Source organism: Streptomyces sp. NPDC058401 (assembly GCF_042722885.1).
In the GTDB taxonomy this organism is placed as follows: Bacteria; Actinomycetota; Actinomycetes; order Streptomycetales; family Streptomycetaceae; genus Streptomyces.
Genome location: NZ_JBHXKA010000187.1, coordinates 1 through 12,056 on the forward strand (window position 1 = coordinate 1; position 12,056 = coordinate 12,056).

The window sequence follows — 12,056 nt, forward strand, 5'->3', positions numbered from 1 at the left end:
GGAACGGTGGAAGGGCGGGTAGGGGGCAGCCCCGCAGGGTTGCCCGGCCGTCTACGGGGCCATCGCGAAGGCTTCGGCGCCCAGCAGGCTGCAGCCGTAGCGGGTGGCCCGGGTCTCGCAGGTGACCCGGACGAAGCGGGCCGGGCCGCCCACCGGGTCCAGGTGGACGGAGTCCACCCCGCCGCGGGACGCGACCGTCGCCGACGGATGCCAGACGACCCCGTCCGCCGAGGTCTCCACCCGGAACCGGGACGGATACGCCTCCTGCCAGCGCAGCCGGAGCAGACCGATCCGCGCCGGAGCGGGCAGCTCCGCCTGCCACCACGCCCCGTCCACCGCGGGCGAGGACCAGCGGGTGGAAGCGGAATCGTCCAGCGCCCCCGACGCGGGGAACGCCGGGGTCTCGTCGGCCGAGGACGAGGCCACGGCGGAGCGCAGCAGGTTCGGGCCGGCCGTGCGCGGATGGGCGCGGACCTTCAGTACGTGCGTCTCGGCGCCGAAGGTGACCGGGACCTCGTAGGTACCCGGGGCCGTGCCCGCGGCCACCGTGACCTCGACCGGGACGCTCGCCGTGGTCCCGCGCGGGGCCGCGGCCGTCTCCGGCAGCCGTACGGAAACCCCCGGCGGCGGCGTCGCCGACAGGGCCCCGCGGACCTCGCCGGGACGCAGCGCGGACAGCTGCGCCGCGATCCGCTGCGGGGCCCCGCCGATCTCCGCGTCCACGGTCTCCGCCAGCTCGAAACGGGCCTCCGGGCCGTCCGCCGTCCACGGGACCACGCCGTGCACCGCCGGGGCCGGGCCCGACCAGACGAGCCGGACCGCGTCGGCCCGCAGGCCGCCCAGGTCCGCCTGGGTCCAGCCGGAGGCCGCCGCCTCCGCGACCTTGCGCCAGCCCTCGCCGGGTACGTGCGCCTCGACCACGGCGCCCCGGCTGCCCGGCGGCAGCGGGTCGGTCATCACGGTCACCACCGACACCGGCCGGGCGGTCGGCAGCTGAACGGTCCAGGCGTCGGCCTGCCGGGTCACCGTGCCCGGCTCGCGGGCCGCGCCGGTCCACGCGTCGGCCTCGGTCGCGGCCCGCGCCAGGAAGGGGTCCAGCACCGCCTTGTCGACCCGGGCGGCCTCCGCCCCGGACAGCGCCGCACGGGCGGTGGTGAAGGCCTGGGAGGCCTGCCAGGCCGCGGCCCCGTCGCCGCGGGCCTGCGCCTGGAGGACGTCGAGGGCCAGCTCCCCGGCCGCCCCGTAGCGGGCGAGCCGCGACAGCCAGGGCCCCGCCTCCCCGGCGAGCGCGGGCAGCCTGTCCGGGGCCTCGCGCAGCACGCGGAAGGCGGCGCGCAGCCGGTCGCCCGCCGCGGGGTCGCCGGAGCTGCGGGCCCGCCAGAACTCCTCCATCAGGGGGACCAGGTAGGCGGACTCGGGCTGGGCGAGGCCGGAGGAGGCGTTGTTCCCGGCCAGCGCGGCCAGGGCCTCGCGGGCCTTGGGGTCGGGTCCGGCGAGCGAGGCCACGGCCGCCGCCCAGGAGTCGGCGGCCCGGTAGCCGCGCGGGTTCCACGTGAAGTCGGCCGCGGTGAACAGCGGGATGCGCGACAGCGTGCCCTGGGGCATCGCGTTGGCCAGCACGGCCGCGGAACCGCCCGCGACCACCGGGTCGCGTCCCGCGTACGGGCCGAGGAAGATCCGGCCCGGATCCCAGTCGTTGACCGGGTAGTTGTCCATGGTGACCAGCGGGTGCTGCCCGAGCGCGGAGCGGGCCCCGGTCATCTCCTGCCCGGTGATCGTGCGCGGCACCACGCCGACGCCCGTCCAGGCCACCTCCACCCGGCCGTCCAGGGCCCCGGCCAGCGCGGTCCGGTAGGGCGTCGCGCCCTCCTGGTAGTACTCCGTCGGCAGCAGTGACAGGGCGGGCGCCCCCGGGTAGCGCCGGGCCAGGTGCGCGGCCAGTTCGCCCGCCACCTCCGCGTGCGCCTTCGCGGCCGCCGCCGGGCCCTTGCCGTAGCGCTCCCGGTCGGCCCGGCAGCCCCACTCGGTGTAGCTGACGTCCTGGAACTGCACCTGGAACGCCCGGAACCCGAGGTCCCACATGGCGTCCAGTTTGCGGGCGAGGGCGGCCCGGTCGGCCGAGGAGGCCAGGCACATCGACTGCCCGGGCGCCACCGCCCAGGCGAGCACCACCTTGTTGGCGCGCGCCCGGTCGGCGAGCTCCCGCAGCTCCGCGGCCTGCGGCGCCGGGTAGTCGCGGCGCCATTCCGTGGTCCGGTACGGGTCGTCACCGGGCGCCAGCAGCAGCCGGTTCAGCTTGGTGCGGCCCATGAACTCCACCTGCGCGAGCCGCTGGGCGGCCGTCCACGGAGTCCCGTAGAACCCCTCAGTGATCCCGCGCACCGGCGCGGACGGCCAGTCCCGTACGAGGACCCCGGGGACCTTCCCGCCGCCCTGGGCCAGCAGCTGACGCAGCGTCTGCGCCGCGTGGAACAGCCCGTCGTCTCCGGTCCCGGCCAGCGCGACCGTGTCCCGCCCCTCGGCGCGGCCCACGGCCAGCCGGTAGCCGCCGGCCGGCAGGTCGCCGGGCGCGTCCGCGCCCAGGGCCCGCAGCGCCCGTTCCGCATCGAGCCCCTGGAGCCGTACGACGGGGACCGCGTCGGGCAGCGGTTCCCCCTCGGCCCGCTCGTGCAGGGTGCGCACGCCCGCCTCGCGCAGGGCGTCGCGGACCACCTGGGCGGCGTACGGGTCCACGCCCGCGGGCAGCACCAGGACGGCCTCGGCGCCCAGTGGCACCGAGCGCGCCGGGTCGGCGGCCATGGACTGGGGCCGGGGCCACACCGCGGGCCCCTCGGCGGCGGCGCGCGCCGGATCGGAGCCGGGGTCGAGGACGGGGGCCGGTACGGGAACGGGCGCCGGATCGCGCAGCGCCGCGGGAAGCGCGGGCTTCGCGGGGGCGTCCGGCGCGCCGGGTGCGTCCGGTGCGGTCGGCGAGGCGAAGGCGCTGGGGGGACCCACCACCGCCGAACCGCCCAGCAGGGCGCCGATGACGGCGACCGCCGCGGCCGTTGCCGTGGCCCGCTTGCTGCCCCAGGTCTGCACGGAGCCACCCCGTCCCGAGTCGTCCCCCGCTCGTACGAACGAGCCAGAGCCCACCATCCGTACGGCCGGGGTGTCAACGCCCGCGGGTGATCTGACCTGGATCGGGCAGGAATGCGGAGCGGCCGACTGGGTATGGCTGGAATGTTCTCCGGGCCGCGCACCGGAGGGTGTTCCCGACGTTCCCGCACGCCAGGGTCGGTGGTCCGGACGCGCGGGGGTCGGCACGGAGCCCCGCAACACCTCCCGTGCACGGCGCGAACACAGGCACGTCTGTACGGATTCACGTCCCGCACAGGAGAATTTCCGCTGTCGGTGGTGCGCGGACGGCGCGCGGACCGACACAGTGGGAGCCATCCACGGGTCCTGACCGATCCCCACGCACGAAGGAGTGCCTGCCGGTGAACACCGAGGCTGCGCAGACGAAGAACGCCACCACCGCCATATCCGCCGCCCCCGCCCCGAAACGGCGTCCGCCGCTCGCCCACCTGCCGGCCCAGGCCGGACCCGACGAACGGCCCCTCACCAGCGAGCCGTCGCTCGCCGACGCCGCGCACGCGCCGCTGACCAGTGAGCCCCCGCTCGCCTGCGAGGCCCCGCTGACCAGCGAGCCGACCACCCATGCCGCGGCGGCAGCCGCGGGTGACTAGACGACAAGGAACCTGATGGACGACCTCGCCCGGCTCGCGGCCCTGTACGGAGTCGCCACCACCTACCAGCCCGCCGAGGACGTCACCCTCCGGGTCCCGGAGGCCACCGTCGCCGCCGTACTGCGGGAGCTGGGGGTGAACACGGACACCCCGGAGTCCGTACGGGCGGACCTGGCCGCGGCCGAGCACGACGCGGCGCACCGGCTGCTGCCGCGCGTGCTGGTGTGGTGGGCCGGCTCCCGGCCGCCCGTGGAGCTGGCCGCGCTGCCCCCGGGGACCCGGACGCTGCTGGAGGCGGAGGCGGAGGGCGGGCCCCCGGAGGCGGCGGGCCGTGCGGTGCCCTGGAGCGCGGCCGGTGCGGGGGAGCCGCCGCTCGGCGTGCACCGGATCCACGCCGAAGCCCCCGACGGGCGCGCCGCCACCGCCACCCTGATCGTGGCCCCCGACCGGGCCCCGGCGGCGCCCGAACACACGCACGGGCTGCTCGTCCAGCTCTACTCGGTGCTCTCCGAGCGGTCCTGGGGCATGGGCGACCTGGGCGACCTCGCGGAGCTCGCGCGCTGGGCGGGCCGGGTCCACGGAGCCGGCTTCATCCAGGTCAACCCCTTGCACGCGGCCGTGCCCGGCACCCCGACCGACCCCTCCCCCTACCGGCCGTCCTCGCGGCGCTTCCCCGACCCCGTGCACCTGCGGATCGAGGACGTCCCCGAGTACGCCGACTGCCCCGACCGGGCCGCCCTCGCGGAACTGGCCGACCGGGGAGCCCGGTTGCGGCGCGAGGTGCTGGAGAAGGGGGCGCTGATCGACCGGGACGCCGTCTGGGCCCTCAAGCGGGCCGCCCTGGAGCTGCTGTACGCCGTCCCGCGGACCCCCGAACGGGAGGCGGCCTACGGGCGGTTCCGCGCCGAGCAGGGCGCGGAGCTCGACCTGCACGCCGCCTGGTGCGCCGGGCACGCCGGGGAGGACCCGCAGTCCGGGGCCGACTTCCACCGCTGGCTGGTCTGGCTGACGGACGCCCAGCTCGCCGCCGCCCAGCGGGCCGCCAAGGAGGCCGGGATGGCCGTGGGCATCGTGCACGACCTGGCCGTCGGGGTGCACCCGGAGGGCTCGGACGCCACCGGAGCCCCCCACTACGCCCGGGCCGTCTCGGTGGGGGCCCCGCCGGACGCCTTCAACGCGCGCGGCCAGGACTGGGGGCTGCCGCCCTGGCGCCCCGACCGGCTGGCGTCCACCGGGTACGCGCCCTTCCGGGCCCTGCTGCGGGGGGTGTTCCGGTACGCGGGCGCCCTGCGCATCGACCACGTCATGGGACTCTTCCGGCTCTGGTGGATCCCGGAAGGGACCCCGCCCGCCGAAGGCGCGTACGTGGCGTACGACGGGGAGGCGATGCTCGCCCTGCTGGTCCTGGAGGCGCACCGGGCGGGGGCCCTGGTCATCGGCGAGGACCTCGGCACCGTGCAGCCGGGGGTCCGTCAGGCGCTGGCCCGGCGCGGGGTGCTGGGCACCTCGGTGCTGTGGTTCGAGCGGGACTGGGGCGGCGACGGCGAACCGCTGGAGCCGGAGCGCTGGCGGGCCGACTGCCTGGCCACCGTGACCACCCACGACCTGCCGCCCACGGCCGCCAAACTGGCCGGCTCCCACGTGGAACTGCGCGACCGGCTGGGCCTGCTGACCCGCCCCGCCGAGCGGGAGCGCGCCGAGGACGCGGCCGACACCGCGCGCTGGCTCGACGTACTGGAGGACCTCGGGCTCGACACCAAGGGCGAGGAGGCCGCCGTACGGGCCCTGTACGGGTTCCTGGCGCGCACCCCGGCCCGGCTGGTCGGGGTCTGGCTGCCCGACGCGGTGGGGGACCGGCGGCCGCAGAACCTGCCCGGCACCTGGGACCAGTACCCCAACTGGCGGCTCCCGGTCGCCGACGCGGAGGGCCGGCCGCTGACCCTGGAGGCACTGACCGCCTCGCCGCGGGCGAACGCCCTGCTGGGGGCGGTGCGGGGGGCGGTGGGAACCCGTACGGCACCCCCGGGCGCGCGCGGCGTTTAGGTGTTCGCTACGTTTGCACCGTGGACAAGAAGAACGCTCTGCGCGCCGGCGCCGTCACGGCCGGAACGACGCTGATGATGCTGCTGATGACGTCTCCCGCCCTCGCGCTCACCCGTGACGACGGCGATGACCCGGGTCCGGGCCTCAGCGTCGCCCAGACGCTCGGCCTCTACGTGGCCACGCCGATCGTGCTGTTCCTGATCATCGCCGGTCTGGTGATCGTCGGCGACAAGTCGCGCAAGACGCAGAACGAGAGCTGACCGAAGACTGAACGAAGGCGCCGGGAGTCCCTGAGGACCCCCGGCGCCTCGTCGTACCCGGGCCCGGCTCAGCGGGGTGCGGGGTGCCCGTCACCGGAGCCGTGGCGTTCGGCGAGCAGCTGCTTGCGATGGCTCCTGCGGCGCAGGGCGGTGACGAGGACGATGACGGCGAAGACGCCGATGCCGAGGACGCCGAGGGCGACGGCCGCCATCAGCCGGCCCGCAAGCGCGAAAAGGCCTCCGGAGTCCCCGATGGCGTACGCGGATTGTGCCGGGGGCGAGCACGTGACCTCGTAGACACCCGCTCGGGGCACGTCGATCGTGTAGAGCGGATTCCAGGTCTCGTCGCGGGTGAGGAACACGCCGATCTCCGGATCGGCGAGACCGGGGTCGCCCGGCCCGGTGATGGTGCACTCCGGGGCGCCCGAGGGGCCGAACTCCTGGTCCCTGACCCAGATCGCCTTCCCGCTCCCCGCTTCGAGCCGGAGGGTGACGGTGTCACCGCCGGCGAAGCGATGGGCGGTGTCCACCGAGTCGATCGCGTGGGAGAGCCGGTACACGCCGAGGGCCGCGCCCAGCGCGATCAGCAAGACGCCGATCGCGGTGGCTATGGCGTACCAGTGACGGCCGGGCCGGAGTTCGTTCGCCGCGATCTGCGGCGGCGGGAAGGGCTGCATCGGCACACCCTAGATCGTCCTGCCTGGTCAGCGAAGTGCCGGGGCCGCCCTGCGGATCATGTGACCTACGGGACCCCTGCCATCACCTTGCGCAGCAGGCCGATGAGCGCCGCGGTCTCCGCCTCGTCCAGCCCGGTGAGCGCCTCGCGCTGCACCTCCAGCCCCGCCGCGACCGCCTCGTCGATGAGCGCGAGGCCCCGGTCGGTGATGGTCACCCGCAGCCCGCGCCGGTCGTCCGGATCGGGGCTCCGGCGCAGCAGCCCGGCCTTCTCCAGTTTGTCCAGCCGGCCCGTCATCCCGCCCGTGGTGAGCATCAGCGTGGCCGAGAGCTGGCGGGGCGAGAGGGTGTACGGGCTTCCGCTCCGGCGCAGGGTGGCCACGACGTCGAACTCGCCGCGCGAGATTCCGTAGCGCGCGTAGGCCTTTTCCATGGCGTCCCCCATGGCTTTGGAGATCCGGTAGATCCGGCCGAAGACGGCCATGGGCGTGGTGTCCAGATCGGGTCGCACCGCGTACCACTGGTCCGCGATCGCGTCGACGGGGTCCTTGTCGGTCATGGGCGCAGTATCCGACTTCCGCTCATTCGTTGGCAAGAAAGTTGCTTGGAGGAAAGTAGCTTAGTGCTAAGCTACTTCCAAGTGAGCTACTCGTCCCTGCCGGAGGAGCACCCGTGAACCGCGTCACCACCCTCGCCCTGACCGCCCTCGCCCCCATCTCCTGGGGCTCCACCTACTTCGTGGCCTCCGAGCTGCTGCCACCCGACCGGCCGCTGTTCACCGGCGTGATGCGAGCCCTGCCCGCCGGACTGCTGCTCACCGCCCTGGCCCGGAAGCTGCCCCCGGGGCAGTGGTGGTGGAAGGCCGCCGTCCTCGGCGGGCTCAACATCGGCGCCTTCTTCCCGCTCCTGTTCCTCTCCGCCTACCGCCTGCCCGGCGGGGTCGCGGCCGTACTGGGCTCCGCGGGGCCGCTGTTCGTCGTGGGGCTCGCCACCCTCCTCCTGGGCGAGCGGGCCCGGCTGCGGACCGTGCTCGCCGCCGTCGTGGCGGCCTTCGGCGTCGGCATGGTGGTGCTGACCGCGCAGGCGGAACTCGACCCGGTCGGGCTGGTGGCCGGCGTCGCCTCCTCCGTCTCGATGGCCGCGGGCATCGTCATGACCAAGCGGTGGGGGCGCCCGGAGGGCGTCGGCCCGCTGGCCATGACCGGCTGGCAGCTCACCGCGGGCGGTCTGGTCATCATCCCGATCGCCGCCCTGGTGGAAGGGGCGCCCCCGGCGCTCGACGGCAGGGCCTTCCTCGGCTACGGCTACATGATGCTGATCAACACCGGCATCGCGTACTGGCTCTGGTTCCGCGGCATCGGGCAGCTCACCGCCACCTCGGTCACCCTCCTCGGCCCGCTCTCGCCGCTCACCGCCGCCGTCATCGGATGGGCCGCCCTGGGGCAGGCGCTGTCGCCGGTGCAGGTGCTCGGCATGGCGATCGCCTTCGGTGCCACCGTCGCGGGGCAGCTCGCGGCCAGGCCGGCGCGGCCGAAGAGCGCACCGTTCAGTTCTGCTGAAGAAACCAATCGAAATGTTTCGATGGACCTGACGGGTGTCCCGGTGCGACGGTAGACCGACGAACCGACACTCCGATCCCCGAGGGGGAGACACACCGTGGCCGTCATGGACCCAGTCCGCACCGTCCCGCAGGAAGCAACGCCCGGCAGGGCGAAGAAGGGGGCCGCCGGCCTCGGCGTCCTCCTCGCCCTGCTCGCGACGGTCGTCTGGTCCGGCAGCTTCGTCGCCACCCGCGGCATGGCCGACAGCATCCCGCCCGTCCAGGCCGTCTTCTGGCGCTGGGTGATCGCCACCGTGGCCGTCGCCCCCTTCGCCGCCCGGCAGGCCTGGCAGCAGCGGGCCCTGATCCGCAAGCACTTCGGCTACATCGCCCTGGCCACCCTCTTCGGGGTCACCCTCTACAACACCCTCGTCCACCAGGCCGGACTGACCACCTCCGCCTCCAACATGGGCATGATCATGGCCGCCTCGCCGGTCATCATGGCCCTGTACGCCCGGCTCGGCGGCGAAAGGCTCGGCGCCCGGCGCACCTTCGGCCTCGTCCTCGCCGCCCTCGGAGTGCTCCTCCTGGTCGGCAAGGGATCGATCCGCTTCGACTTCGCCGCCGGCGACCTGTGGATGTTCGGCGCCGCCCTGTCCTTCGCCACGTACAGCGCGCTCCTCAAGCGCAAGCCCGCCGAACTGGGCGGCCTCGCCTTCCTGCTCACCACCTTCGTCCTCGGCGCCCTGATGCTCGCCCCCGCCTACGCCGTCTCCGTCGGCGTCCAGGGCGGCTTCCAGGTCACCCCCTCCACCGCCGGAATGCTCCTGTACGTCGGGGTCTTCTCCTCCGCCGTCGCCTTCTTCGCCTGGAACAAGGCCGTCTCGATGATCGGCGCCGCCCGCGCCGGAGTCGTCTACTACCTCCAGCCGGTCTGCGTCGCCGGCCTCGGCCTGCTGCTCCTCGGCGAGACGACCGGCCCGACACAGCTCCTCTGCATGGCGCTGATCCTGGGCGGCGTGGGTCTGGGTGCCCGGCGGTAAGTTCGGTCCCATGATCGAGTGGGACATCAAGAAGCTGCGGATCCTGCGGACCCTCGCCGAACAGGGGACCGTGACCGCGACGGCCGAGGCGCTGCACATGACGCCCTCGGCCGTTTCGCAGCAGCTGACCAACCTGGCCAGGATGCTGGGGGTCCCGCTGCTGGAGGCCCAGGGCCGCCGGGTCCGGCTCACCGACGCCGCACACCTCGTACTGCGGCACGCGGAGGCGGTGTTCGCGCAGCTGGAGCGGGCCGACGCGGAGCTGACCGGCTACCTCGCGGGGGAAGCGGGGGAGGTGCGGATCGGGGCCTTCTCCACCGCCGTACCGGTCCTCGTGGTCCCGGCGGTGGCCGCGCTGAGGCGTTCGCACCCCGGCGTGGAGGTCCGCGTACGGGAGACCGAGGCCGCCGAGTCCTACGAGCTGCTGTCCGCCGGGGTCGTCGACCTCGCGCTCTCCCTCGCGGCCCACGCCCCGACGGCCCGCGACCCCCGCTTCACCCGCAGGACGCTGCTGGAGGACCCCCTGGACGTGGCCCTGCCGCCGGACCATCCGCTGGCCGGAGCCGCGGAGCTGCGGCTCGCGGACCTGTCGGGGGACCCGTGGATCTACGGCGGCTCCGGGCCCTGGTCGGAGATCACCCGCAACGCCTGCGAGGCGGCGGGCTTCGTCCCGGAACAGGCCCACTCGGCGTCCGGCTGGACGGCGATCCTCGCCATGGTCGAGGCGGGCATGGGGGTGGCGCTGGTCCCCCGCATGGTGGCGAGCCGCGCCGCGGGCGTCGCCGTCCGGGACCTGCCCCACGACCGCCCCACCCGGCACGTCATCGCCGCCCTGCGCCGGGGCTCGGAATCGGCCCCGGCGGTCGCCCACGTCCTGGAGGCCCTGCGCACGGCCGCCGCAGGCTGACCCGGGCAGCGGACCGTGCCGTTGCCCGGGCTCTCCTGACGGGGCGTTACGGGGTGCTACGGGGCGGTAGGGGTCACTTCCTGTTGTACGTGCCGAACAGGTCGATGATCAGGTCGGTCGGCTCCCAGCCGCGGTTCCAGAAGTCGACGATGTCGTTGTTGCCGGTGTCGGCCTGGACCAGGTTCGCGACGGTCGTGTCCTTCGTCCAGTTCAGGACGGAGGTGTTCGGCGGGGTCGGGCGCTTCACCGTGCCGTTGAGGTAGTCGTCCTGGGTGTTCGGGTCGGGAGCCACCGTGAGGTGACCGGCGCTCCCCGTGTTCGTCACCGTGGTGTTCAGGACGAGGGCTTCGAGACCGCTCTCCATCCACCGGATCTCTTTGTGGTAGTTCTGGGCCGCGAGGGGCCAGCCGTAGGTCCGGGTGTCTTCCAGGCGCTCGGGCTTCGCCGGCAGGTAGGCGGCCTCGCCGTCGGCGCCGTAGTAGCCGGTGACGTCCACGATCACGTCGGTCCGGTTCCAGGAGCCGTTGCGGATGCTGATCCTGCCGTCCGCCCCGACCGGGACGATCACCGCGTTGGCGACGGTCTGCCCGGCGGTGAAGTTCACGCTGGAGGTGGTCGGAGCCTGCCCGCCGCCGGGGAAGACGGTCAGGTGGCCGTCCCCTCCCGGGTTGGTCACGGTGACGTTGAGGGACACGGCCGTCACCCCGGTGGCCGGCAGCCCGGCCGCTCCGGCGACCTGGACGCCGAAGGTCTTCTGGGGGCCGGCCGCGACCGTGGACGCACCCAGCCCCTGCCGGGTGTCGACGAGCCGGGTCGGCGCCACGGAGGTGTAGCCGCCGGCGGCGGTCCGGCTGAAGTAGCCCGTCACGTCGGCGATCAGGTCCACCGAGCCCAGGCTGCGGTTGGCCAGCTCCACGTACCCGTCCTTGCCGACCGGCACGATCGCCAGGTTCGGTACGGTCTGGCCTTTCACGAAGTTGACGTTCGAGGTCTCCGGCCGCTTCGTGCCGGAGGCGTACGCGATGACGTGCCCGGCCGTCGCGGCGTTGGTCACCGTGATGTTGAGGGCCACGGCCGTCACCCCGTCCGGGATGGAACCGCTGCCGGTGATCTTCACGCGGGTCGTGCCGTTGGCTCCGACGGGGCGGCCGCCGGGGGTCCCGGTACCGGTGCCGTCACGGGTGTCCAGCAGCCGGGTGGGGGCGTGCGGGGTGAACTCGGAGCCCTCCACCACCATTTCCTTGGTGGTGACGGCGGTCTCGTCGTTCGGGCCGGTCGCCTTGATCGTGATCGTGTGGGCGCCGGCGCGGGCGTAGGTGTGATCGGCGTACACGAGCTCTTCGACGAGGTTGAACTCCGTGGCGACGCTGCCGTCGCCCCAGTCGATGTCGTACCGGACCACTCCGTACGTCACGTCGGTGCTGACACCCGTGGCCAGCCCGACGGAGAGCGCGCCGGAGGTGCTCGCGCCCATCGACACGTCGAAGTACGCGCTCTGCTGGGCGCGCGCCGCCGGGCCGGACGCGGCCGAGGCCCGGGCCTTCGCGGCCGCGGTCTTCGCCGCTATCTCCTTCGCGGCGGCCTTCCCGGCCACTTCCTTCGCGGCGGCGGTCTGGTCCGCCGGGCCCTTCGCGGCCGGCGCGGGCGCCGGCGTGGGCGCCGTGGAGGCGGCACCGGGCGACGGCGCGGCCTGGGCGGTGACGGGTACGAAGCCGACGGCTGCCGCGACGACGGCGGCGGAGATCATGACACGGTGACGGAACACCGGCCCCCCAAATCTGAATATGTTCACCATTGCAAAAAGTCTTGATCAGATTACCTGTGCGCCGGTGTACGGCGAAGGGGCGCCCCCGGTGCATC

General features: G+C 74.3%; 10 protein-coding genes. 6 read left to right on the plus strand and 4 right to left on the minus strand.

Going from position 1 to position 12,056, the window contains the following annotated elements; genetic code table 11:
- Positions 1–51: 51 nt before the first annotated feature.
- Positions 52–3,081 carry a beta-N-acetylglucosaminidase domain-containing protein gene (locus tag ACFWNV_RS36895; protein WP_383955786.1) on the minus strand — a complete coding sequence of 1,010 codons (3,030 nt, stop codon included), beginning with the start codon at positions 3,079–3,081 and terminating at the stop codon, positions 52–54.
- A gap of 440 nt (positions 3,082–3,521) precedes the next feature.
- On the opposite strand from ACFWNV_RS36895, the gene ACFWNV_RS36900 reads away from it, so the two are divergent.
- The 3 genes from ACFWNV_RS36900 to ACFWNV_RS36910 are packed head-to-tail and all read left to right on the plus strand — an operon-like array spanning position 3,522 to position 6,031.
- Positions 3,522–3,728 carry a hypothetical protein gene (locus tag ACFWNV_RS36900; RefSeq protein WP_383955814.1) on the plus strand — a complete coding sequence of 69 codons (207 nt, stop codon included), beginning with the start codon at positions 3,522–3,524 and terminating at the stop codon, positions 3,726–3,728.
- 15 nt (positions 3,729–3,743) lie between these two features.
- On the plus strand, positions 3,744–5,771 hold the full coding sequence (locus ACFWNV_RS36905) for a 4-alpha-glucanotransferase (RefSeq protein ID WP_383955789.1): 2,028 nt from the start codon (positions 3,744–3,746) through the stop codon (positions 5,769–5,771).
- Positions 5,772–5,791: 20 nt separating this feature from the next.
- A complete protein-coding gene (locus tag ACFWNV_RS36910; RefSeq protein WP_383955792.1) occupies positions 5,792–6,031 on the plus strand; it encodes a hypothetical protein in 240 nt (79 codons plus the stop codon).
- 68 nt (positions 6,032–6,099) lie between these two features.
- Here the strand turns inward: ACFWNV_RS36910 and ACFWNV_RS36915 are convergent, their stop codons facing one another.
- Both ACFWNV_RS36915 and ACFWNV_RS36920 read right to left on the minus strand, forming a co-directional pair.
- The gene (locus ACFWNV_RS36915) at positions 6,100–6,708 is read right to left on the minus strand and encodes a hypothetical protein (protein ID WP_383955795.1); all 609 of its coding nucleotides are present in this window, start codon (positions 6,706–6,708) and stop codon (positions 6,100–6,102) included.
- A 65-nt stretch (positions 6,709–6,773) separates the two neighbouring features.
- Positions 6,774–7,265 carry a MarR family winged helix-turn-helix transcriptional regulator gene (locus tag ACFWNV_RS36920; protein WP_383955798.1) on the minus strand — a complete coding sequence of 164 codons (492 nt, stop codon included), beginning with the start codon at positions 7,263–7,265 and terminating at the stop codon, positions 6,774–6,776.
- 113 nt (positions 7,266–7,378) lie between these two features.
- Between ACFWNV_RS36920 and ACFWNV_RS36925 the strand changes: the two genes are divergently transcribed.
- Genes ACFWNV_RS36925 through ACFWNV_RS36935 form a run of 3 tightly spaced genes read left to right on the plus strand, consistent with a single transcriptional unit; the run spans position 7,379 to position 10,196 of the window.
- Positions 7,379–8,320, plus strand: coding sequence for an EamA family transporter (locus ACFWNV_RS36925; RefSeq protein WP_383955801.1), 942 nt, complete (start codon positions 7,379–7,381; stop codon positions 8,318–8,320).
- A gap of 51 nt (positions 8,321–8,371) precedes the next feature.
- On the plus strand, positions 8,372–9,289 hold the full coding sequence (locus ACFWNV_RS36930; RefSeq protein ID WP_383955804.1) for a DMT family transporter: 918 nt from the start codon (positions 8,372–8,374) through the stop codon (positions 9,287–9,289).
- Positions 9,290–9,299: 10 nt separating this feature from the next.
- On the plus strand, positions 9,300–10,196 hold the full coding sequence (locus tag ACFWNV_RS36935; RefSeq protein ID WP_383955808.1) for a LysR family transcriptional regulator: 897 nt from the start codon (positions 9,300–9,302) through the stop codon (positions 10,194–10,196).
- A 73-nt stretch (positions 10,197–10,269) separates the two neighbouring features.
- Here ACFWNV_RS36935 and ACFWNV_RS36940 read toward each other — a convergent pair whose 3' ends face one another.
- Positions 10,270–11,961, minus strand: coding sequence for a hypothetical protein (locus ACFWNV_RS36940; RefSeq protein ID WP_383955811.1), 1,692 nt, complete (start codon positions 11,959–11,961; stop codon positions 10,270–10,272).
- Between the last annotated feature and the right edge of the window lie 95 nt (positions 11,962–12,056).